Genomic DNA, 22864 nt, shown 5'->3' on the forward strand with positions numbered 1-22864 from the left:
ATATTTTTTTAACCATTCTAAATTAGCGTCCGCTACATCTACAATTTCTATAAAGCTATCTGCCCCACAGAGCATCCCTGTTAGAGCTATAAATAAAATGGATTCTAAGCTGTATTTTTTGCATCGTTCTATTCTTGGGTCCGGGACAATTTTTAAAAATCCCCTAATGACGGTGTCATCCTCTGACATGGCTTCTCCTGTATTAAAGAAAAAGTTGTGAGGAAAATATTTTTACTTATCAAGTAAAATTAAATGCGTTAACCCTGCTGGAAGGACAACTTTTCTTGACAGAAAGAATTTAGGGGTATAGCATTCCATCATGCTGTAGAAGAATTAAAAAATTGCGCCAAAAAGAGTCGTTTTTCTCAAATAAGGCAAAGAATCAATCTCATTCTTTTAGCCACACCAAAATTGCCGCGTCACTTAATCGCCAAAACCTGGGGTTGCTCCTAAATGCTTGGAAGGTCCCCCCTTTCCTTAAATCTCTCTGAAGTAAAAGCGTGGTAGATTATCTGTGAGCTGTTTTTCATTGGTAAGGATATGAATTGTTTTGACTTGCCTTTTTAATTTTTTTATATTGTCTCTAATAAATAAAATGCTAAAAGGTCATTACTACCCAAGGAAATAAAATGCACCCTATCTCCTCGGCATCTATTGAAAGCTTGCCCAATGAATTGCTGCTCCCTATCTTAGAGGCTTGCGCAGTTCCTTCCTTATTTAGCGTCTGTAAAAGATGGCATCATCTGCTGGCTTCTGAAGTGATGCCTTCTCTTTATAAAAAAATAGCCCAGCTTCATTTTCCCAGGGGAGATGCCACTACCCCGCGAACTCTTATGTTAGCTAGAGTTTATCAACTCAATCATGGACTTACTTCTATTGAAAAAGTTTATCAAGTTTTTAAACAAGTTTCTACCTTAGCTAAATCTATTTCTCCTTTAGAATTTAAAGAGAAAACAGAAGAAATAAGAGGCTTAACTTTGGCTAATTACTCTTCTTATCTCTTAAATATTAATCGCCTTTTGCTTTGGAAAAAACTTCCTGATGGGGAAGAATACTTGGGCCGAGAAGAAATTAAGCACTTACCTTTAGAAAAAAAAGGAGAGCTTCTTAGAGATTGGATTGAAGAAAATTGTAAAAACATCACGGCTTTAGATTTATCTAAAGCAGGCTTGACTTATTTACCCCCAGAAATAGGCCAATTGTCTCAGCTGCAAGAGCTTGATTTAAGCCTAAACCAGCTCACCTCTCTGCCTACAGAAATGGGTCAATTGTCTCAGCTGAAAGGGCTTTACTTAAATCAAAACCAGCTCACCGGTCTGCCTGCAGAAATCGGGCAGCTGGCTAATCTGATACGGCTTTACTTAAATCAAAACCAGCTCACCAGCCTGCCTACAGAAATCGGGCAGCTGCCTGAGCTGCAATATCTTCGCTTAAATCAAAATCAGCTCACCAGCCTTCCTGCAGGAATCGGGCGGTTGCCTCAGCTGAAAGGGCTTGACTTAAATCAAAATCAGCTCACCGCTCTGCCTGCAGAAATCGGGCAGCTGTCTGAGCTGCATACGCTTAAATTAAATCAGAACCAGCTCACTGCTCTGCCTGCAGAAATTGGGCAGCTGCCTCAGCTGCATACGCTTGAATTAAATCAAAACCAGCTCACCAGCCTTCCTACTGAAATCGGGCAATTGTCTCGGCTGACGCGGCTTGACTTAAGTCAAAACCAGCTCACCAGCCTTCCTGCTGAAACAGGGCAATTGTCTCAGCTGCAATGGCTTCATTTAAGCCAAAACCAACTCAACGCTTTGCATACAGAGATCGGGCAGCTGTCTCAGCTGTCACTGCTTAACTTAAATCAAAACCAGCTCACCGCTCTGCCTACAGAAATCTGGCAGCTGTCTCAACTAGAAAGACTTTACTTAAACCAAAACCAACTCACCAGCCTTCCTACTGAAATCGGGCAATTGTCTCGGCTGGGATGGCTTTACTTAAACCAAAACCAACTCACCGCTCTGCCTGCAGAAATCGGGCAATTGTCACAGCTGCAATATCTTCACTTAAATCAAAACCAACTCACCGCTCTACCCATAGAGATCAGGCAGCTGTCTCGGCTGAAAGGGTTTTACTTAAATCAAAACCAGCTCACCAGCCTTCCTGCAGGGATAGGACAGCTTTCTGGGCTTACCAAGCTTGAATTAGCGGAAAATCCTTTGAAAAATATCACCAAAAAAATAAGACAGCGTTTTCAATTGTAGAATGGTCGTAAGTATTGGTTAAATGGAGTGAGCTAAAATGAAACAAAAAACTTTTAACCATCTTATTTTTAAACAAGTCATCCGCTTTCCTTCCCGCAAATAAGTAAGCTTAAGCTAATCTACACATTTATAATGACAAGAAGTTTCTCTCTTTTTCTGCAGATTGCTAGGCTGGGAGAACAACCTTTCTTGACAGGAAGAAGCTAGGCGTATTGTATTCCATCATTCAATAGAAGAATTAAAACATTACGCCAAAAAGAGTCGTTTTTCTCAAATAAGGCAAAGAATCAATCTCATTCTCTTAGCCAACTGAAATTGTCGGGTCACTTAATCGCCAAAACCTGTGGCTACTCCTGAATGCTTGGAAGGCCCCCTCTCTTTTTCTTGGATTTATCTGGAAAAAATGCGCCAGTAGAACATTTGGGAGTTGTTTTTCATTGGTAAGGATATGAATTGTTTTGACGTGCCTTTTTAATTCTTTTATATTGTCTTTATAAATAAAAATGCTGAAAAGTCATCGCTACCCAAGGAAATAAAATGCATCCTATCTCTTCGACCTCTATTGAAAGCTTGCCCAATGAATTGCTACTCTCTATCTTAGAGGCTTGCGTAGCTCCTCCCTTATTTAGCGTCTGTAAAAGATGGCATCATCTGCTGGTTTCTGAAGTGATGCCTTCTCTTTATAAGCAAATAGGTAAAGTACATGTTTCCCAAGGGGATATTAGCAAGCAGGCTTTTATTTTAGATAGAATTTATAAGCTGGATGATAGGCTTTCTGAAGGAGAAAAAGCTAAGGCGATCTTCAAGAAGGTCTTTACTCTAGCTAAATCCCTTGCTCCTGCAGAGCTAGAATTTAAATGGGAAACCCAGGAAAAAAGGTGTTTTACTCTGGCTAACTATGCCTCCTATCTTATAAATATTAATCGTCTGTTAATGTGGAAAGCACTGCCTGGTGGAGGGGCATACTTAAGTCAAGAAAAAATCAAGTATTTACCTTTAGAAAAAAAAGGAGAGCTACTTAGAGATTGGATTGAAGAAAATTGTAAAGACTTAACTTTGCTAAGTTTATCTAAAGCAGGCTTGGCTTATTTACCCCCAGAAATATGCCAGTTATCTAAGCTGCAAACGCTTGACTTAAGAGAAAACCAGCTCACCAACCTTCCTGCAGAAATCGGGCAATTGTCTCAGCTGCAAGGGCTTTACTTAGACCAAAATCAGCTTACCAGCCTTCCTGCAGAAATCGGGCAATTGTCTCCGCTGCAAAGGCTTGACTTAAACCAAAACCAGCTTACCAGCCTTCCTGCAGAAATCGGGCAATTGTCTCAGCTAAAATGGCTTTACTTAGACCAAAACCAGCTTACCAGCCTTCCTGCAGAAATCGAACAATTGTCTTCGCTGCAAAGGCTTTACTTAAACCAAAACCAACTCACCACTCTGCCTGCAGAAATCGGGCAATTGTCTAAGCTGCAAGAGCTTTACTTAAAGCAAAACCAGCTTACCAGCCTGCCTGCAGAAATCGAACAATTGTCTTCGCTGCAAAGGCTTGACTTAAATCAAAACCAGCTTACCAGCCTTCCTGCAGAAATCGGGCAAGTGTCTCAGCTAAAATGGCTTTCCTTAAACCAAAACCAGCTTACCAGCCTTCCTGCAGAAATCGGGCAATTGTCTTCGCTGCAAAGGCTTGACTTAAATCAAAACCAGCTCACCAACCTTCCTGCAGAAATCGGGCAATTGTCTCAGCTAAAATGGCTTTCCTTAAACCAAAACCAGCTCACCAGCCTTCCTGCAGAAATCGGGCAGTTGCCTCAGCTTACCGAGCTTAAATTAGCGGAAAATCCTTTGAAAGATATTGCAGAAAAGATAAGGCAGCGTTTTCTATTGTCGAATGGCCATAAGTACTTCTAAATTGGGAGTGGGAGGGGCTAAAATGAAATAAAAACTTTTAGCCAACTTATCTTTAAACAAATCATCCGCCCTTAAATCAAAACCAGCTCTCCATTCTGCCAGCAGAAACCGGCCAGATATCCAAGCTGCAAAAGCTCCACTTAAGTGACAACCTGCCTGCCATCCTTCCTATCATCTCATGTGTGGGTGCAGATCCTTTGGTACCTCCAAAAAGAGGAGGAAGGCTAAGCCAAGAGGCGGACAAGTCCTGGATGAAAAAAAAAGAAATGATGCTTTAAAAATTATTCAATGCTTTGGAGAAGATGAGGAGGCCAGGCAGCGTTGGAAGAAGCTTTGTGGCTATCATAGAAGATCGCTTGCTGAAACGGCGATGTACCGCTTTAAAAGAAGCTTTGGAGGAAATTTTCGCTCTAGGAAATTAGCCTATTAACAGGCAGAATTATATGCCAATTTTTTAGTTATGAATAAGATGATAAAATTTGGAATGCCCAAGGCAATAGGTGCTAACTTAAGGATATGAGCTATTATATCATTTATGCAACAAGGTCCCTAAATCATCAATTTTTTTCTCCAAAATTTATTAGCAATATTAAAAATGGATTAAAAGTTTTAGCATTAAAAGCAACTGAGCTAAGCAAGTCATAGCTGATAAAGTTAAAAGAAAGCGCGATCTTCATTATCTATTTTAGAAGCAATCATTGAAGCCTGGGAAGCAGATTAAAGAAATTCGTGGCTGAAAAAGCTGTTAAGGGTGGGAAACAATAGCCTAAAAGAACTTTATCAGGGTTCTTAACAATAAAATAAATAATTTCAAAAATGCTTTAAAACTAGCAAGAAAAAGCGCCAGGGGAGTCTAAAAAGAGCAATAGCTATAATTCCTCTTCCTTACTTGTTGACAAGTTTTTTAGGCTCTCTCTCTAATAAATAGAGGAATAAAAAAATATTGCATCTTCTGTTAGAGATGATTATGTTTTGCATAAAATGGAACACGCTGCCATCATGCTAATTTTGTTTTTCTAGATAAAAGATTTCCTAATTTTAAACCTGCGGTTAACCTTATAATGAATGAGATCGATAATGAAAATTGAATTTAAAGTTCCTTCTATGGGAGAGTCTATTTTCGAAGCAACTGTAGTTAGTATCATTAGACCCTCTGGTTCACAAGTAGGAGTTGAGGATGAAATCCTGGAGTTAGAGACTGATAAAGTCAATCAGATGGTATATGCTCCTCAAAAGGGGGTAATCCATTTTAACATACAGCTCCACGATAAAGTTACCATCGGGCAGGTGTTAGGGTATATTGATACTGAAGAGGCAGCCAAATCTGTAGAACTTAGTTTCCCACCCCAGCAATTTTTACCTTCTATACAAGATTCTGTAGAAAACCCTAAAAAATCTTCTAAAAGCATACGTTACCAAAAAGAGGATTTTATTAAAGAGCTTAAAGAAGAGGGGCAAAAAAGATCTCTTTCTTCTCTTTCTGAGCAGGAATCTCTTGCTTGGTCTTTTCATCCGCATAAATCGCATGGCAATAGGGATTTTACTCAAAGATCTTCAGCTTCTCAGGCCGCCCAGATAGAAAGTACAGCAACTATGCTGACAACATTCAATGAAGTAGATCTGTCACAGATTATCCACCTATGTGACAATTATCAAAAAGTCTTTAAGGAAAAATATGAGAAGGAATTAAGCCTAATCTCTTTCTTTGTTAAAGCTTGCGTGGCTGCCTTACCTCAATTTCCCTCCATTCATGCGTACGTTAAAGAAGAGCAAAGCGCTCAGGACTCCTCTTACGAAATGGGTATAGCTGTGGAGACTGCACAGGGTATAGTAGTACCTGTTCTTTGCCATGGTGATAAGCTTTCTTATGCAGAAATTGAAAGGACTATCGAAAAACTTACCCATCAGGCATATGAAGGCTCCCTTTCTGTAGGAGACCTTCATACAGGTAGCTTTGCCATCACTGATGCTGGCCTTTATGATTCTATGCTTTCTACACCTCTTCTTACCGGTAACCAAAGAGCTATTCTAGCCCTACATAACATTATTAAACATCCTGTAGTGGTTGATGATCAAATCACCATTCGACCTATCATGCATTTAGCTTTAAGCTACGATTACCGTTTTGTTAGGAGTAAGGAGGCGGCTTCTTTCTTAGCTTATTTGAAGAGCATTATAGAATGCCCAGCGGTTATGCTCCTTGGGCTATTAAGTAAATAATTTAAGATCTTTAATGAGGCAATAAGGAAGGATTAAAGATAAAGCGTTTGTAGATTTTGTAAAACTCTCATTAGCTATCCATTAAAACAGTAGAAAAGCTATAAAAGCTTCCAATAAAATTTGTGGAGATTTAGCAGGCAAGCTAGCAACTGCGCTCTTCCTGATAAGGCTCTTTTTATTGCCAATTAAGTCTACTAGTGAAATAAAAGTAAAAAAGCAGGCGATTACCATGATAACACAACAATTCGATGTAGTAGTAATAGGAGCGGGACCGGGCGGTTACGTGGCAGCTATACGTGCAGCTCAATTAGGAATGAAGGTAGCGTGTATAGAAAAGGCTCAGTCGCTAGGAGGTACATGCTTAAATGTCGGCTGTATTCCTTCTAAAACATTATTACAATCTACAAGATATTGGGAATGGCTTGTAAAAGAAAGTAAAGACTTAGGAATAGAAGCTAATGAAATAAAAGTTAATTTTGAAACGATGATGCAGCGCAAAGCAAAAGTGGTGTTTAGCCTCACGGAGGGGATAAGGGGACTATTTAAAAAAAATAAGGTGGAAAGCATCAGAGGTATAGCCACATTCGTAGATCCTTATGTGGTTGAAGTAACAAATAATGGCCGAATAGAGAGGATAAAAGGCAACTATTTTATTTTAGCTACAGGATCGGAGGCCGTAGGATTGCCTTTTTTAGCTTTTGATGAAAAGAAAATTATCTCTTCCACGGGAGCCTTGAGTTTGGAAAAAGTGCCCAAACAAATGGCCGTAATTGGGGCGGGAGCGATTGGAGTGGAAATGGCCTCAATTTATCGTCGCTTAGGCACTCAAGTTCATGTCATTGAAAAGGCAGAGGAAATATGCCTAGCTATGGATCCAACGATTAGAAAACATTTGTTAAGGGGATTAAAACAGCAAGGAATAGAATTTCATCTCGCGGCTCAAGTCCAATCAGCAAAATATGAAAGAGAAGGAGTAACCGTTGAATTTGAAGAGGGAGGCGAAAGGAAAAATTTACATAGCGATCTCTTGCTAGTCGCGGTAGGAAGAAAGCCTCATACAGACGGGCTCGGCTTAGAGCAAATTGATGTAAAAAAATCAAACAGAGGAACATTAAATATTGATAATTTTTTCAGGACTAGCCTGCCGCATATTTTTGCCATCGGCGACATTGTGGATGGTCCTATGCTAGCGCATAAGGCTTCCGACGAAGGTATGGCTGTTGCTGAGATCATAGCTGGAATGGCAGCTTATGTTAATTATATGGCTCTTCCTCATGTGGTTTATACTCATCCCGAAGCTGCGGCCGTGGGGCTCAACGAGACAGAAGCACGAGAAGCTGGATTAGAGGTGATGGTAGGTACTGCCTTTTTTAAAGGAAACGCTAGAGCACGCTGTATGGGCGAGAGTGAAGGAATAGTAAAAATCATTGGAGATAAGAAATCAGAAAGAGTGGTTGGGTTGCACATATTAGGCTCGCATGCCTCAGAAATGATTGAAGAAGGAGCTCTCGCAATCCAAAAGAAAGCCACCTTAGAAAATATTGCTCGCTTGTCTCATTCCCATCCTACTTTAACAGAGTCTATCAAGGAAGCTGCCATGGATGCGTTAGGGTATGCTATGCATTAGCAAAAAAGTAAGTAAGGTCGGTAAATTTTTGCAGATAAAAGGAGGTTTAAATCTTTCCTGGTAGAAATTTTGCCCTGCTGCTATTCATAGTTTCATAGAAAAAAATTCAATAATAATTATTTTCTGTTTATTCAAAGTTTGTTCTAAAATTTTAATTGCTTTGCTGGTACTACTCAAATAGGCTCTGTAGGTGTAGCCTGGAAAGGGAAGTAAAGCTTGGAAGCTAACCCTTTTCTTATAAATAGCGCGCAGGCTTCAAAGAACTTTTTTTCGAGGCTAGACGTTCACTCCCTCTACAAGTTTCATTATCTTTATTCAAACAACGCAGGATTGCTACTGCTCAGTAAAAAAATATTGGGACGTTTTTAATGGGCACTATCAAAATATATCCCTTAAAAGATGTTTAAGGGGCTTTTAGCAGAAATAAAAGCTAAGTTGAAAATTCATTTTGATATTTAGTAGCCATCCAAGCTAAGCTCTTCTTTTTTGGAGCCTTTATAATATGGCCTTTTCTTCTTTATTCTTTTCTATAGGTGCATTTTTTGCAATGACTGCAGTCATTTTAGGTGCTTTTGGGGCTCATGCGTTAAAGCAGAAAATTTCTAAAGAAAGGTTGGTTACTTTTGAAGTAGGTGTTCGTTATCAAATGTACCATGCTTTAGGATTAATTTTATTAGCTTTAGAGCCTCAGCATCTTTCCGGGATTTTACTACAAACGGCTGGTTGGTTATTTACGGTCGGCATTATTGTATTTTCGGGAAGTTTGTATTATATGGCTTTATCTGGCAATGCATTCGCAGGGCGGATAACTCCGCTTGGCGGCCTGATTTGGATTATAGCCTGGCTTTGTGTCTGTTTTGCACCTTTTTAGAAGTTAATCCTCTCTCCTTAGTAGTTTAATTTATGCTTGTTAAGAAAGTTACGTTGAAAGTCGGTAAAGAAAAAGCTATTTTAAATCGTCATCCCTGGATTTTTTCAGGAGCTGTCGCTCATCTGCCTCAAAATTTGCGTGGAGAGATTCTTCCTGTTTATTCTCATCAGGGGGATTTACTAGGCAGTGCTTATTTCAATTCAAAAGCAAAAATTTTTGGGCGGATGCTCTCTTTTGGCAACCAACCTCCCTTAGAAGCTTTTAAAAATAACTTAGAATTAGCTACCGCTTTGCGCATCAAGTTTTTCTCTCCAGACACCACGGCTTATCGTTTAATCAATGGTGAAGGGGATTTTCTACCAGGACTCATCGTCGATCGGTATGAGAAGGGATTTGTGGTGCAGATCTCGACTTTAGGAATGGAAAATCTGAAGCCTTACTTATTGGATTATCTTATAGAGACTTTTCAACCCACGTTTATCTATGAAAAATCTCTACTGCCTTCTCGAAAAGAAGAAGGGCTGAAAGCCACAGAGCAGTTGCTGTATGGAAAATTAGAAGAAGAAGTAAGCATTTGCGAGAATGGAATAAAGTTTTTAGTAAATCCTGTGCAAGGGCAAAAAACAGGCTTTTTTTTAGATCATCGTGAGATGCGTGCTCAAGTGAAGAATTTGTCCAAAGATAAACGTATTTTAAATTGTTTTGCCTATACGGGTGGATTTAGTCTCTATGCAGCTGCCGGCGGAGCTAAACAAGTAGATTCTGTCGATATTTCTAAGGTAGCTTTGCACCTTGCCCAAAAGAATGCAGAGTTAAATGATGTTACTTCTTGCATGCACTTTTATCCTAAAGACGTTTTTCAATTCTTAAGGGAATCCTCTTTAGACTACAATTTGATTATCTTAGATCCCCCCGCCTTTGCAAAACATCGCAAAGATATTATTCCGGCTTGTAGAGGGTATAAAGATATCAATCGCATAGCCTTGCAAAAAATGCCTTCTCAAAGCTTATTGTTAACATCATCCTGTTCTTATTATGTTAACGAACAACTCTTTCAAAAAGTTGTTTTTCAAGCGGCAGTTGAAGCCCGGCGCCAAGTGCGTATTATTGGCAGACACCGCTTAGGGATCGATCATCCTCTTAATATTTATCATCCAGAAGGAGATTATTTAAAAAGCCTGTGGTTATATGTGGAATAAAGCTTATCTAGCCAATATAAAAGCTTTAAAGGAGAGCTAACAAGCGGCAGTCAGGTTATGCTGTATTAGCTATCTATTTAATTTAAATGTTAGAGAATGAGCATCCTTATAGTTTCATAGGATCAACGGCTTTTTTTATGCAATCCTGGCCTCAAAAGCGTTTGTATAGAGCTAGAAATAATTAATTTTTGGGGATTAAAACCGGGAAAGTTTCTTCAAACTTTGTTTCCTTCATGCTAAATGGTATTTAGAGGGCTTTAAGAGGCGAACTTTTAAGAGTTTTCCTAGAAGAGTTTTTAAAGCATAAGTAATTCTACTCTTGCTGGGATATCCAGCAATGTAGATAATGAGACCATAAGAAAAATTACTTCTATTAATCCGCACTGCAATCAGACAGGACAGAAGAATTGACCATGTGGTATAATCAAAAATTTTTCAGTAATGCTCTATCGAGTTTGGTGATCCTGTTAACATTATTTATAGGTTTTCAGCTTTTCCCTTTCTTTGAATTAGTTTTTCAGTTTGTTACCACCCTTTTGCTGCCTGTAATCATTGCCGGCTTATTTTATTATATCTTCCGCCCTGTTGTAAGATATCTTGACCAAACTAAAATCCCTCGTTATTTGGTTATCATTTTTATTTACTTGTTCATGATAATAGCCGGTAGCCTATTGATTAGTATCGTATGGCCTTACATTGAGGGACAAATCACAGCTTTCAGATCTTTTCCTCAACAAAAGCTTAAAGAAGTAGAAAATAAAACTGTCGACTTGATGAATGTGTTTAATTTTTATTCTCTTTCTCCTGAGCAATTAAGGAATTTATTTTACCATTATCTTCGAGAAATAACGCAATGGGCTAGCGGGGGAATCATGAGCAGTATAAGCTCTTTAACCACGGTCGCCTCTTATTTCATTATCACTCCTTTTATTTTGTATTATTTTTTAAAAGATGATCAGCATGCTTCTGAGAAATTTATAAGCCATGTTCCTATTATTTATAAAAAAAGAGTCTCAAAAGCGCTAAATGATATAGATGAAATATTATCTAGCTATATTAGTGGGCAGGTAATCATTGCTTTTATCGTGGGTGTTTTAGTTTTTATCGGTTATACAGGAATTGGATTAGATTATGCATTTTTACTTGCTATAATCGCAGGTCTTTTTAATTTAATTCCTTTTTTTGGAACGCTTTTTTCGACATTACCTGCTCTACTTGTAGGATTAACATCCACTCCTTTCATGGGCTTAAAAGTGCTAGCAATTGTTTTGATGGTCCATTTAATAGATTTAAACTTAATTTCGCCACGGATAGTAGGAAAGCGCCTGAATATCCATCCTATTACAATTATTATCCTTTTAGCTACAAGTGCTTCATTGTTTGGATTTTGGAGCCTTTTTTTTATTGTGCCTCTCTATGCTATCCTCAAAACGCTGAGTTTAGACCTTTGGGAAAGAAATATAGCCGAAAAAGTGGCTGATTAGCTTAAATGAATGGATATCATCCATTTATGTATGCTTTTAAATAATATTTGCAAAAGAGCTGTATATTTTTTAACATTTAATATACAGATCAAATTAAACATGAATGTCAATCTAAATAAATCAAGGAGAACCTCGATGAATAATCTTTTCAAATTGTCTTTAGCTACTATGACTGTTCTAGCTGGCGCTTCTATGCTGCATGCGCAAGCTGTAACTTCACAGGAGGGGCTTTCTAACCTAGAAAAATCCTCTTACCTTAACTCTGCTCCTTCCCAAACAGAAATAAAAAATTCTTCTGGGAATGCAGGTGTTGTTCAAACTCCAGGACCTTCTGCTGCCCAAACTTATACACAACCATCAAATCTTCCAAGACACTCCGATGCAAAGATTAGTTATAGCGAAACTAAAAAAACTGCTGCTTGGACAGATGGAGATATTTCCCAAAAAATTCGTTGGGCGATTAAAGATGATAAAAAACTTTCTTCCTATGCTAAAACTGCAGAAGTTAGTGTAAATAATGGGAATGTGATTATAGCAGGCTCTGTAAATAGCGAAGATGAGAAAAATCATGTCGCTTCAATAGCTCGTCAAGTTCCTGGCGTGAAAAGTGTTTCAAATAACCTTGTAATTGCAAATAGCAAATAATGAGGGATAGGCTGCTAGGGAAAGTTATGCTTGAACTAGCAGCATTTTTTCCAAAGAAATCAAGGAATAATAAATGGATAGTCATGTGATTTACATAGTTTGTGCCGTGTCAGCTACACTAATATTTAGTATTATAGCTTTTTTCTTAGTTAAAGCTCTTAAAGCCGTGCTCGAATCCGTTCAACATGTTAATTCCAGCCTATTTCGAATGGAAAATAAAATCGAGCCCCTTGTTCAAGAAACTTTACGACTTTTAGAAAACTCTAATAAGATTGTAATAACAACGCAAGATAAGCTCTCTGACTTAAATCCTATTTTAGATTCTATCAACCATGTGAGCGCAGCAGTCAATAAAGTCACTCAATCATTTAATGACAATGAAGATGAAAACCCATGTAATTTTTATCACGTTGAGAAAAAAAATGATTGGAATGAAATTGTAGGTGATTTGATAAAATTATCTACAATAGGAGTCAAAACCTGGCAAAAAATAAAAAAAGGGAGATAATTATGGTTAAAGTTAAGCCCCGCAATAAAAAGCCCTTAACCCCTCCAGAACCTTCTACAAATGAGCAAGTCTCTAACATTGCTTTAGGAGCTGCCGCAGGATGCCTTATAGGTGCTGCTGCTGCTTTATTTTTTGCTCCCAAGCCTAAGGGCCATAAGTTTACAAGAGCGCTTGATTCCATGTACGATCAAGTCAGTGATACAGCTCAAGAGTATGCTCATGAAGCTATGGAAAAAGGGCATAAAATTTATGACGATGCAAAAGATTCAATCGATCATATTTGCCATGCTGCTTCCAATGCTTTTTCTAGCTATAGTACCAATAGAAATATTGTTCTTGGCATTATTGGCGCAGGCTTGATCGGAGCCTCAGCCGTATATGCTTTATCCCAACACTCTTCAGAAGAGGAAGAAGGGCTGGTAGATAAAATAAAAGCCTGCAATTGGTTAGATGTAGCCAAATTTGTTGCCGACAAATTTTCTAGTAAAAGCCAGGAAGAAGATGATTCAGAAGAGAATGAAGGGCACTATCACCCTGTTCACCGGATGATGGATTGGGCAATGACCGGCCTTAATATCTGGCAGGAGATGAAAAAAAGGAGGTAGCTTGTGCGTAATACCCCGGGCCTAGTTTTAGGTGCTTTAGTGGGCGTAGGGCTTGCTAGTGCATGTGCTCTTCTCCCTTTTCGACAGCAAGGAAAGAAAAAACTTAATTATCCAAAAAAAGAGGGGAATATAAAAGGAAAGCCTGAGGCTAAAGAAGCCTCTTTAGATAAAGTTTTTCCTTTTACAGCAGTAGCCAGCCCCTCCCCAGTTAAGACCTTTGCTGAAGGAGCAATGATAGGCTTAGTGCTAGGTGTTAGCTGTGCTGTGCTGTTAACACCCCAAAGTGGTAGGCAGCTGCGTGAAGAGCTAAGGAATAAATATCAGCGTATGCTAACTAAAAAGCCTGATTTTGTACTTCCTTCTGAGCTCACCCCAGCGCCTCCAAAGCGAGCTAAAAAAGTAAGTAAAGTGGTAGAAAATAAAAAGAAAAAGCGTTCTTCATCTCATTGAATAAGTAAGAAGTAAAGCATAAAGTTAAAGAGTATTTAGCTTTATGCTTTACCTTTTCTAGGTGCTTTTCAATAAAAATTCAAGTACTGAGGGATCAGCTAAAGTGCTTATATCTCCCAATGCATCTACATTACCTTCTACCACTTTTCTTAAGATTCGACGCATAATTTTGCCGGAGCGCGTTTTAGGTAAAGCATCAATAAATCGAATGTAGTCAGGAACAGCAATAGGGCCAATCTCTTGGCGTACATGCTGGGCTAGTTCTTTCTTTAAGTCCGAATGGCTCTCTATATTATCTTTAAGGATGACAAAGGCATATAAGCACTGTCCTTTGACCTCATCAGGCTTAGGGACCACAGCAGCTTCCGCTACAGCTGGATGGCTCACTAAAGAACTTTCAACTTCTGCTGTACCCATACGATGCCCAGATACATTTACTACATCATCAATTCTTCCTAAGAGCCAATAATCGCCCCCCTCGTCTATTGAACAACCATCCCCACTGAAATAGACATTTTGAAAAGTTTTAAAGTAAGTATTAATAAATTGTTGATGATCTCCCCAAGTAGTTCGCATCATTCCTGGCCATGGCTGCCGAATACATAAACATCCTCCTTCATCAACCTCGCAAAGAGTTCCATCATCACGTAAAATAATGGGATCGATACCGAAGAAAGGTTTGGAAGCGCTTCCAGGCTTCGTTTCATGACAACCCGGTAGAGGAGAGATCATAATGCCTCCCGTTTCTGTTTGCCACCATGTATCTACTATGGGACAATTTTCTTGTCCAATATTTTCATGATACCACATCCATGCTTCTGGATTAATAGGTTCTCCTACAGTACCTAAGAGCCTTAAGCAACTAAGGTCATAACCTTCCAGATAAGATTTCCCATAACGAATTAAAGCTCTAATGACTGTCGGAGCGGTATAAAAGATATTTACCTGAAATTTTTCAATAATTTGCCAAAACCGCCCTGGATGAGGGTAATAAGGAGTACCTTCAAACATAAGCGTGGTAGCCCCATTGGCCAAAGGACCATACAATACATAACTATGACCTGTAATCCATCCTAAATCTGCAGAGCACCAATAAACATCCGAATCTTTAATATCAAAAATATATTTATGGGTTAAAGAAGCATAAAGCAAATAACCGGCTTGAGTATGAACAACCCCTTTGGGCTTGCCAGTGGAGCCTGAGGTATAGAGAATAAACAACGGATCTTCAGCATTCATCGGCTCTGCAGGGCAAAATTGAGAGGCATTTTCCATTTCCTCTTCATACCAAATGTCACGCCCTGTTTGCATTGAGCAAAGCTCAGGAGTTCTTTGAACTACGATTACCTTTTCCACAGAGGGAGTGGAGGCCAGGGCTTCATCGGCAATGGATTTTAAGTAGATTGGCTTGCCTCCACGCAGGCTAGCATTTGCAGTTACTAGCAATTTACAAGAGCAATCATTCATGCGATGGCTCAGGGCTTCAGCACTAAAGCCTCCAAAAACTACCGAGTGAATAGCACCTATACGAGCACAAGCTAGTACGGCGACCGCGATTTCAGGAATCATCGGCAGATAAATGCATACTCGATCGCCTTTATTAACACCCCATTTCTTAAGCACATTTGCAAAACGGCAGACTTGGATATGCAATGTTTGATAATCCCAAGTTATTGTTTCCTCTTCATCATCACCTTGCCAGATGATCGCAGGCTTCAGCTTTCGATGCCCTTCTAAGTGCCTGTCTAAGCAATTATAGCAAAGATTGAGGATGCCATCTTCAAACCAAGTATGATGAATAAGATTATTATTGGATTCCCAGATATAGCGGACAGCAGTAGTAGGCGTTTTAAACCAATCCAAGGTATTTGCTTGTTCAAGCCAAAATTCATTAGGGTGTTGAATCGATTTTTGATACATTGCTGTATATTGAGATAAATCGTTCATATGCGCCTGATTCACAAATGAGTGAGGGGGAGCAAATTTGCGTTTATCATGACAAAAAGTCTCTACGGGGGCCAATGTTTTGTTATTATGCATATAGTGTCCTAAAATATTAAGGTTGTAAATATACCAAAAGAGCTACCAAGCGAGAAGTAATTTTTTATCATCTATGCATATCCCAGGCTTATTTTGTTAATAATAAGTTTAAAGGCTAAGAATTTGTCTCTAAAATTCTTTTTACAATTTCGATTGTTCGTGTATATAATCTCCTAAAAAATGACTGAAAATATGAATAATTTAAAGAAGGACATCGAATGAATCTTAGCTCTTCTATCAACATTGAGCATTTACCTAATGAAGTGCTCACCTCCATTTTAGAGTATTGTCCTACGCCTACCTTAATTAGGGTTTCTACTAGATGGCGCCATTTGCTAGCTACTGAAGTCATGCCTTCTCTTTATAAGCAAATAGGTAAAGTACATGTTCCTCATGGGAATGATAGCGAACAGGCTTTTATTATAGATAGGATTTATAAGCTAGAAAGTGGACTTCCTGAAATAGCAAAGGTTAATGCAATCTTTAAGCAAATCTTTACTTTAGCTAGTTTTCTCTCGCCGTTAGAATTAGAATTTAAATGGAAAACCGAGGAAAAGAGATATCTTACCCTAGCTAACTACTCTTCTTATCTTGTAAATATTAATCGCCTCTTAATTTGGAAAGAAATTCCTGGTGGAAAGGAATACTTAGACCAAGAAGAAATCAAGTATTTGCCTTTAGCAAAAAAAGGAGAGCTTTTTGGAGATTGGATTGAAAGGCATGGCAAAGTTATTACGAGCTTAAATTTAACAGAAATTGGTTTGACCTTCTTACCTGCCGAGATAAGTCAGCTATCTCAGCTGCAAACGCTTAACTTAGGAAATAACCGGCTTGCTTGCCTTCCCGCTGAGATAGGGCAGCTTTCTCAGCTGCAAGGACTTGACTTAAGTAGCAATCAACTTATCTCTCTTCTTGCTGAGATAAGGCAATTATCGCAGCTAGAAGAGCTTTACTTAGATGATAACCAGCTTGCTTGCCTTCCCGAGGAGATAGGGCAGCTATCACATCTGCAAGGACTTGGCTTAAGCAACAACCAGATAGCTTTCCTTCCTGCAGAAATAAGGCAGCTATCTCAGCTACAATACCTTAACTTAAAAAATAACCAACTTACTTCTCTTCCCCTAGAAATAGGACAGCTGCCTCAGCTGCAAACGCTTGGCTTAGAAAATAACCAACTTACATTCATCCCTGCCGAGATAGGGCAGCTATCTCAGCTGCAGACGCTTAACTTAAAAAATAACCAACTTACTTCTCTTCCCGTAGAAATAGGACAGCTGTCTCAACTGCAAACGCTTGGTTTAGAAAATAACCAACTTACTTCTCTTCTCTCAGAAATAGGACAGCTGTCTCAACTTCAAGGGCTTTACTTGCAGAGCAATCAACTTACTTTCATCCCTGCAGAAATAGGGCAGTTACCTCAGCTGAAATATCTTAACTTAAACAATAACCAACTTACTTTTCTTTCCCTAGAAATAGGACAGCTTTCTCAGCTGCAATACCTTAACTTGAATAATAACCAGCTTACCTCCCTTCCAGCTGAGATGGGTCAACTTTCTCAGCTGCAAACCCTTAGCTTAGAAAGCAACCAACTTACTTTCCTTCCCGCGGAGATAGGACAGCTTTCTCAGCTGCAAGAACTTGACTTAAGCAACAACCAACTTATCTCCCTCCCTGTAGAGATAGGGCAGCTATCTCAGCTGCAAGAACTTAACTTAAGCAATAACCAGCATATCTCTGTTCCTGCAGAGATAGGGCAATTATCGCAGCTGGAAGTGCTTTGCTTAAATGATAGCCATTTTGCTTGCTTTCCCGCGGAGATAAGGCAGCTTTCTCAGCTACAAGGACTTGACTTAAGCAGCAATCAACTTATAACCCTTCCTGCAGAGATATGGTACCTCTCTCATCTGCAAGGACTTGACTTAAGCAGCAACCAGCTAACCTTCCTTCCAAACGAGATAAGGCAGCTTTCTCAGCTGCGAGGGCTTTACTTACAGAACAATCACCTCACTTTCATCCCTGCAGAGATAGGGCAGTTACCTCGGCTGCAATGGCTTGACTTAAGCAATAACCAGCTTACTTTCCTTCCCGCAGAGATAGGGCAGCTATCGCAGCTGGAAGAGCTTAACTTAAATAATAACCAGCTTAGCTCCTTTCCTGCTGAGATAGGACAGCTACCAGCTCTACAAAAGCTTCATGTGAAAGAAAATCTGCTGGAAAATATTCCAGATGAAATAACGCAACGTTTTCGCTTGTAGCTGAAAAGGCTTGGGTATTCATCAGTTAACACATTTCAGCGAAGGAACAAATCCTATGCTTAAACGATTCTAAGATTATAAAAAACCTTTCGGCTTATCAAAAGGCATTGATATCTTTTCTGCTACTTGCCATTAAATTAGGCTTTCTTAGTTTGCTTTTATTCATACACAGGGTACCATGAAAAGATCTAAATATGCATAAAACTTAAAAGTAGCATATAGAGTAAAGGAAAAAGCGTTAGCTTTTCCCTTTATTTCCTCTTGGAAGTATACTTAGATCTTAAGGTAGAAATATTTGTTAGCAGGAAGGGATTAAATTGCTTGCGTAGCAGATAAGATTTCGACCGTTTCTAAAGGCACATCACGGTGAGGTCCTTTAGAACCAGTTTTGACTTTCCCTATCTTGTCGACCACCTCTAGTCCTTCTATGACTTGACCAAATACGCAATAACCATACTCATGAGCAGCGGGACTTCTAAAATTAAGAAAATCATTATCTACCAGATTGATAAAGAATTGAGAGGAAGCGCTATGAATTTCATTAGTCCGCGCCATAGCTATAGAACCTCGAATATTTTTTAAGCCATTATGAGCTTCATTTTTAATCGAAGCTTTTGTAGGTTTTTGATCAAATTCTTGATTAAAACCTCCTCCTTGGATCATAAAACCGTCAATAACCCGATGGAATATTGTCTGATTAAAATGGCCGCTCTCTACATAATCTACAAAGTTTTTCACAGTAAGAGGGGCTTTTTCTGGATAAAGCTCTAGTTTAATATTTCCCATAGAGGTAGTAAGTAATACGATAGGATTTTTTTTTGCATTCATTATTAAGTCCTTATATTAGTTATGGTTAACGGTGTCGAACTTCGATCACGCACTTTTTTTCTGCCAACAGATCAATGAGTCCTGATAAAATTTCTTGATTTCCTTTATCAAGATTAGCATCCCATTCATCCAAAAGTAAAACCTCTACATCCACTTTATCGGCAATTTCCTGCAGTCGCTTGCGTAAAGATTCTCCGGTTGAATGCTTATTAGTTTCAGAGGTAAAGGATAATTGATTGTGAGTAGGAAGAAGAAAGGCTTTGCTTGCCAATGCATCTTTTATGAGCATAAGCGCAGTTGATTTGCCACAGCCATTTTCACCGCGCAAGGTTAGGCGGCCTTTACGCTGGGTCAAGCGCATAAGATTACTATGTGATTCAATAGAAGGGGAAGAGCTTATCGACATAGAATTATAGTCTGGTATTGTTGAATGATGGTTAGCGCTAATTTTAGACCAATTAACTTTCTTTTCAAGAGAAGAAGGAGAATCTTTAGATGCCTGTATAGATCGATAAATAGCTGTAAGCTTGCTGCGATGCATTCCCCATCGAAAAGCTAAAGACAAGGTTTGATAAGTGTAGGAAAGGATTTGGAAAAGAAGAGGAAGGATAACTACAAAGGCAGAAAGTTTAACAGGATCGTGGGCATGTTGAATAGCTGAGTAAATAACTACTCCTAGAGAAGGAATAGAAGTTATTAAAGCAACAAATATAGCCAAAACTTGATCAAATCTTTCCAGATCGATGTTACGTTGTAAACATCGTTTCAAACGTTGCGAAGTTTTTTCGTCCCAAAGCTTAAAATTGTAGCCATTGCCTAATAAAACATTATCCCAGGCTGCCAATAATTGTTGCGAAAGATCTACGCGGGCTGTTAAAGCTTTTCTAGTAAGTTGACGTTGAGTGCGGCGTTGTCCTTTCATAATAGCAATGACGCATAGGACAGATAAGCTATAAGCCAAAGCAAAAAGGGGCTCAACAACTATGGAAAGGGCCAAAATGTTTAATATTACACTTAATAAATAACCTGAGAGCTCCCAAACATAATCGATCAAATCTTGAAGAGCTGAAGGGCCCTCAGAAGTTAATATAGATAGTTTTTCTTCTTTAATGGCTTTATTATTCCATTCTCCAATATTATTTCTGTTAGAGGTAACAAACGCGTGAATAAAATGACGCTGAGCTTCTTGCTTCCAATGAGTTTTGACTACTAGGGCAATGCAGCCAGGAATGTAGGGGAGTGCTAAAGAGGTTAAGTAAAGCAGCATGTAAGGTAAAAAATTTTGGTGGGAGGCAATAGTTTCTACCAATTTGACAAGCCAGAGGGTAGAAGAAGCTTCGAGAATTTGCTGAAAGGTTAAAATTCCCATGCAGGTTAATCCCCAGCGATTGAGCAGTAAACCCATGATTTGTTTACGAACTTTTAAAGAAGTGGGATCAAACATCTGTTTTTAACCTTTAAGGTCATATTAAAAAGAGAGCAAATTATGCCTTATCTAGAATAAATAATTAAAGACTATCTATACAATCTAGGAAATTTTAACGTTAGATATTGAGAGTCAAAAGCATAAAGGTGATTTAATGAGGGGACTCAATAAGATTAATCTTATCTAATAGCGTCTGGAACCGGCCGGATTTATAGGGTATAAATTCTTGCTAGCCTATAGCTTAAAACATTAAATTAATCTAGCTTTCTTTTTGCCTTTAGCAAGAATAAATATAAGAGAGCTGGCGCTCAGGATGATCATTAGGCCTGCTGGCATAAACTTGGTTGTAATAGCATAACGATAAGTAAAAAATAAAGTTAATAATAGGTGTACGAATACTACTAATGTATAAGCTAACATACTTTTTCTAAACATTCCTATAGCACCCATCAATAATAAAATGGCTGATAAGGTTGCTGCAATCAAGGAAGGATAGCTATGGGCCTGTGTAAATCCCATCATTCCTCCTGACATAATGATTAAAGCGTAGGTAATGGTTATCCATGCAGACAATTTCATCTTTTTTATCTCCCTAATGTTTCCTGAAAAAAGTTCTTCATCGCTAGCCATGCTCGCGCGCTGGCCTTTTCGTTATATATTAAACCTTTCTTTTTATCGTTCACTTTTGGATTAGTAAAGGCATGGGATGTCATACCATAAATATCCATTTGCCAATCCACACGAGCATCATTAAGCTCTTTTTGAAGATAGTGAATCTCTTGGGGAGGACATAAGGGATCTTCATAGCCATGTAAAAGTAGAATAGAACCTTTAATATTTTTAGCAATGGGAAAAAATTTCACACCTGCATAATTAATTACAGCATGAAAGCTTACCACGCTTTTTACCGGCACTCCACTTCGTAACAGCTCGATGACTGCTAGTCCACCAAAACAAAATCCAATCGCGCCCACTCGTGTGCCGTCCACTCCTGGTTGCTTAAGTAGAGTTTCAAATGCCGCGCTAGTTCTTGCTTGCAAAAGCTTACGATCTAGATAAAGGGGTTTGATTAAGGAAGCTGCTTCTTCATCACAAGTTGCATTCTTTCGGTGGCCAAACATATCGATGGCTAAAGCAATATAGCCAAGTTCAGCTAGTTCATGGGCTTTTTTGCGTGCAAAGTCGTCCTGGCCATACCATGCATGGGCAATAAGAACGGCAGGTTGAGCAGGATGCATTACTTTAGGATTGACAAGGTAACCCTCGCAGCAGAGGTCGTCAGCTCGATAGGAGACATTCATTTCTTTCCTAATGTTTTTTTTGAATGTGTTAAAGTCTAAATTACTCGATTGTCTAATTTCTTAATATAAAAAACAGCTTTTTTTAAGCATTCTTCTTCTAATTACAAGAATTTTATGTTTAGTGGATAAGGTAGCGATGGATACTCTTTAAAAGCCCTGCAAGAAGACTTTGAGCATTATGAATGCCAACTCAAGAAATGGTAAGAGAGCCTACTCGTTAACAAGAATAATAAAAAAATTGACTTTTAAGGGAAGAGTAATAAGCAGAACGAGAGGGAAGAGAAATATCTTTGCTAACTATAACCTAACATTTAGCCGCTCTAGCGTACCTCTTAAAAAACATAGCAAACGTAAAAGCCCTTAATAACAAAACTGACAAGACTTAGGGTCCTTAGGAATAAGAAGAGGGGATAAAGGTTTTTACCCAAAAAATTCTTTTACAATCCCGTAGTTGTTCAAACTGTTGCTCTGAGTAAGGTAAATATGATATAAGTTCGGGGAATAAATAATTAAAGCGCTTGTTTATAATGGAAGAGAATAGGAATAGATTAAGTATATACGTTCCGCCAGGAGGCCCTCCCAGCGTTACACCTAGCCATGAGATTTATCATTTAATGGGGGAACATAACATTTTCAAAATGCTAGAAGACTTTTACTTGGAGCTAGACAAAAGTGCTATTCGAAAGATGTTCCCGGCAGACATGAAAGAAGCTTCAAAAAAATCAGGCGCATTTTTTGTATTTCTTTGTGGGGGCCCGCCATTATACCAGCAACGCTTTGGCGCTCCTATGATGCGTAAAAGGCATCTAACTTTTTCCATTGATGAATCAGCCCGCCAAATATGGTTAAGTTGTTTCCACAAGATTTTAGAAAGCGCGGATAAAAAATATAATTTTCCAATGCAACATATGGCAGGATTTTTGAATTTTTTGGATAAATTTTCAAGTTGGATGGTTAATATAAAAGCTTAATATTCGCATGGCTTAATATAATTTTTTTATCCTATTTTCTTTGTCTATAAAAAGCAGTTGTTAGAAAAGAAAGAGCAAAGTGTTTGTTTTTTTTCAATGGCTTAAATTTAGCTTTTAGCTGTATTCTGAATAGGTTTTTCTAGTTTGTGCTTTTTTTATTCTATAAAGCAGCAAATATCTTAAATATAAGAGAAACCTAGGAATTGTTGGGCCCACGGAAATGAGCCGTTTTTGATAAAAGCAAAAAGCTAAAGAAAAGCAAGCTATAAGTTCTTATAGA

At 38.6% G+C, this 22864-nt stretch carries 19 protein-coding genes; 13 read left to right on the forward strand and 6 right to left on the reverse strand.

Translation table 11 applies throughout. The features are described 5' to 3' along the window. Positions 1–189: transposase family protein (locus NEOC65_RS05745; protein WP_213156023.1), on the reverse strand; the 189-nt coding region annotated here is incomplete at its 3' end. 440 nt (positions 190–629) lie between these two features. Here NEOC65_RS05745 and NEOC65_RS05750 point away from each other — a divergent pair. The 11 genes from NEOC65_RS05750 (at position 630) to NEOC65_RS05800 (ending at position 13763) form a co-directional block, all read left to right on the forward strand. Further along, complete coding sequence (locus NEOC65_RS05750) at positions 630–2249, forward strand: F-box/LRR-repeat protein (protein ID WP_213156024.1); 1620 nt, start codon at positions 630–632, stop codon at positions 2247–2249. Between the two features lie 537 nt (positions 2250–2786). Continuing rightward, a complete protein-coding gene (locus NEOC65_RS05755) occupies positions 2787–4154 on the forward strand; it encodes a leucine-rich repeat domain-containing protein (RefSeq protein ID WP_213150907.1) in 1368 nt (455 codons plus the stop codon). A 1077-nt stretch (positions 4155–5231) separates the two neighbouring features. Beyond that, complete coding sequence (locus NEOC65_RS05760) at positions 5232–6374, forward strand: 2-oxo acid dehydrogenase subunit E2 (protein WP_213150908.1); 1143 nt, start codon at positions 5232–5234, stop codon at positions 6372–6374. A 229-nt stretch (positions 6375–6603) separates the two neighbouring features. Beyond that, complete coding sequence (lpdA, locus tag NEOC65_RS05765; protein ID WP_213150909.1) at positions 6604–8001, forward strand: dihydrolipoyl dehydrogenase; 1398 nt, start codon at positions 6604–6606, stop codon at positions 7999–8001. Between the two features lie 502 nt (positions 8002–8503). Then, positions 8504–8872: a DUF423 domain-containing protein gene (locus tag NEOC65_RS05770; protein ID WP_166157345.1), complete on the forward strand. Its 369-nt coding sequence runs from the start codon at positions 8504–8506 to the stop codon at positions 8870–8872. A 32-nt stretch (positions 8873–8904) separates the two neighbouring features. Further along, positions 8905–10071: a class I SAM-dependent rRNA methyltransferase gene (locus NEOC65_RS05775; protein ID WP_213150910.1), complete on the forward strand. Its 1167-nt coding sequence runs from the start codon at positions 8905–8907 to the stop codon at positions 10069–10071. Positions 10072–10484: 413 nt separating this feature from the next. After that, positions 10485–11555: an AI-2E family transporter gene (locus tag NEOC65_RS05780; protein WP_249270127.1), complete on the forward strand. Its 1071-nt coding sequence runs from the start codon at positions 10485–10487 to the stop codon at positions 11553–11555. Positions 11556–11690: 135 nt separating this feature from the next. After that, positions 11691–12200, forward strand: a complete 510-nt coding sequence (locus NEOC65_RS05785; protein WP_213150913.1) for a BON domain-containing protein — start codon at positions 11691–11693, stop codon at positions 12198–12200. 73 nt (positions 12201–12273) lie between these two features. Then, positions 12274–12708, forward strand: a complete 435-nt coding sequence (locus tag NEOC65_RS05790; protein WP_166157357.1) for a DUF948 domain-containing protein — start codon at positions 12274–12276, stop codon at positions 12706–12708. Between the two features lie 2 nt (positions 12709–12710). After that, entirely contained in the window at positions 12711–13313 is a 603-nt protein-coding gene (locus NEOC65_RS05795) for a YtxH domain-containing protein (RefSeq protein WP_166157360.1), read from the forward strand. A gap of 3 nt (positions 13314–13316) precedes the next feature. Continuing rightward, positions 13317–13763 carry a YtxH domain-containing protein gene (locus tag NEOC65_RS05800; RefSeq protein ID WP_213150914.1) on the forward strand — a complete coding sequence of 149 codons (447 nt, stop codon included), beginning with the start codon at positions 13317–13319 and terminating at the stop codon, positions 13761–13763. A gap of 57 nt (positions 13764–13820) precedes the next feature. On the opposite strand, the gene acs is transcribed toward NEOC65_RS05800, so the two are convergent. Beyond that, the gene (gene acs / locus NEOC65_RS05805) at positions 13821–15803 is read right to left on the reverse strand and encodes an acetate--CoA ligase (protein ID WP_213150916.1); all 1983 of its coding nucleotides are present in this window, start codon (positions 15801–15803) and stop codon (positions 13821–13823) included. A 218-nt stretch (positions 15804–16021) separates the two neighbouring features. Here acs and NEOC65_RS05810 point away from each other — a divergent pair, with 218 nt between their 5' ends. After that, positions 16022–18058, forward strand: a complete 2037-nt coding sequence (locus NEOC65_RS05810) for an F-box/LRR-repeat protein (protein WP_213150918.1) — start codon at positions 16022–16024, stop codon at positions 18056–18058. Between the two features lie 312 nt (positions 18059–18370). Here the strand turns inward: NEOC65_RS05810 and NEOC65_RS05815 are convergent, their stop codons facing one another. The 4 genes from NEOC65_RS05815 to NEOC65_RS05830 all read right to left on the reverse strand — a co-directional run bounded on the left by NEOC65_RS05815 (position 18371) and on the right by NEOC65_RS05830 (position 21613). Further along, the gene (locus NEOC65_RS05815) at positions 18371–18865 is read right to left on the reverse strand and encodes a peptidylprolyl isomerase (protein ID WP_349305233.1); all 495 of its coding nucleotides are present in this window, start codon (positions 18863–18865) and stop codon (positions 18371–18373) included. Between the two features lie 46 nt (positions 18866–18911). Then, entirely contained in the window at positions 18912–20330 is a 1419-nt protein-coding gene (locus NEOC65_RS05820) for an ATP-binding cassette domain-containing protein (protein ID WP_213150922.1), read from the reverse strand. A gap of 231 nt (positions 20331–20561) precedes the next feature. Continuing rightward, positions 20562–20891 carry a TMEM14 family protein gene (locus NEOC65_RS05825; RefSeq protein WP_166157375.1) on the reverse strand — a complete coding sequence of 110 codons (330 nt, stop codon included), beginning with the start codon at positions 20889–20891 and terminating at the stop codon, positions 20562–20564. A gap of 5 nt (positions 20892–20896) precedes the next feature. Beyond that, positions 20897–21613, reverse strand: a complete 717-nt coding sequence (locus tag NEOC65_RS05830) for a dienelactone hydrolase family protein (protein WP_213150924.1) — start codon at positions 21611–21613, stop codon at positions 20897–20899. Between the two features lie 614 nt (positions 21614–22227). Between NEOC65_RS05830 and NEOC65_RS05835 the strand changes: the two genes are divergently transcribed. Then, complete coding sequence (locus NEOC65_RS05835) at positions 22228–22584, forward strand: globin domain-containing protein (protein WP_278248319.1); 357 nt, start codon at positions 22228–22230, stop codon at positions 22582–22584. Positions 22585–22864 lie beyond the last annotated feature (280 nt).

Source organism: Neochlamydia sp. AcF65 (assembly GCF_018342435.1).
Lineage (GTDB): Bacteria > Chlamydiota > Chlamydiia > Chlamydiales > Parachlamydiaceae > Neochlamydia.

Bases quoted from the DNA above. Each gene is read 5' to 3' on its own strand.
- NEOC65_RS05750 (WP_213156024.1), top strand. From the start codon at position 630: ATGCACCCTATCTCCTCGGCATCTATTGAAAGCTTGCCCAATGAATTG.
- NEOC65_RS05755 (WP_213150907.1), top strand. From the start codon at position 2,787: ATGCATCCTATCTCTTCGACCTCTATTGAAAGCTTGCCCAATGAATTG.
- NEOC65_RS05760 (WP_213150908.1), top strand. From the start codon at position 5,232: ATGAAAATTGAATTTAAAGTTCCTTCTATGGGAGAGTCTATTTTCGAA.
- lpdA (WP_213150909.1), top strand. From the start codon at position 6,604: ATGATAACACAACAATTCGATGTAGTAGTAATAGGAGCGGGACCGGGC.
- NEOC65_RS05770 (WP_166157345.1), top strand. From the start codon at position 8,504: ATGGCCTTTTCTTCTTTATTCTTTTCTATAGGTGCATTTTTTGCAATG.
- NEOC65_RS05775 (WP_213150910.1), top strand. From the start codon at position 8,905: ATGCTTGTTAAGAAAGTTACGTTGAAAGTCGGTAAAGAAAAAGCTATT.
- NEOC65_RS05780 (WP_249270127.1), top strand. From the start codon at position 10,485: ATGTGGTATAATCAAAAATTTTTCAGTAATGCTCTATCGAGTTTGGTG.
- NEOC65_RS05785 (WP_213150913.1), top strand. From the start codon at position 11,691: ATGAATAATCTTTTCAAATTGTCTTTAGCTACTATGACTGTTCTAGCT.
- NEOC65_RS05790 (WP_166157357.1), top strand. From the start codon at position 12,274: ATGGATAGTCATGTGATTTACATAGTTTGTGCCGTGTCAGCTACACTA.
- NEOC65_RS05795 (WP_166157360.1), top strand. From the start codon at position 12,711: ATGGTTAAAGTTAAGCCCCGCAATAAAAAGCCCTTAACCCCTCCAGAA.
- acs (WP_213150916.1), bottom strand. From the start codon at position 15,803: ATGCATAATAACAAAACATTGGCCCCCGTAGAGACTTTTTGTCATGAT.
- NEOC65_RS05810 (WP_213150918.1), top strand. From the start codon at position 16,022: ATGAATCTTAGCTCTTCTATCAACATTGAGCATTTACCTAATGAAGTG.
- NEOC65_RS05820 (WP_213150922.1), bottom strand. From the start codon at position 20,330: ATGTTTGATCCCACTTCTTTAAAAGTTCGTAAACAAATCATGGGTTTA.
- NEOC65_RS05825 (WP_166157375.1), bottom strand. From the start codon at position 20,891: ATGAAATTGTCTGCATGGATAACCATTACCTACGCTTTAATCATTATG.
- NEOC65_RS05830 (WP_213150924.1), bottom strand. From the start codon at position 21,613: ATGAATGTCTCCTATCGAGCTGACGACCTCTGCTGCGAGGGTTACCTT.
- NEOC65_RS05835 (WP_278248319.1), top strand. From the start codon at position 22,228: ATGGGGGAACATAACATTTTCAAAATGCTAGAAGACTTTTACTTGGAG.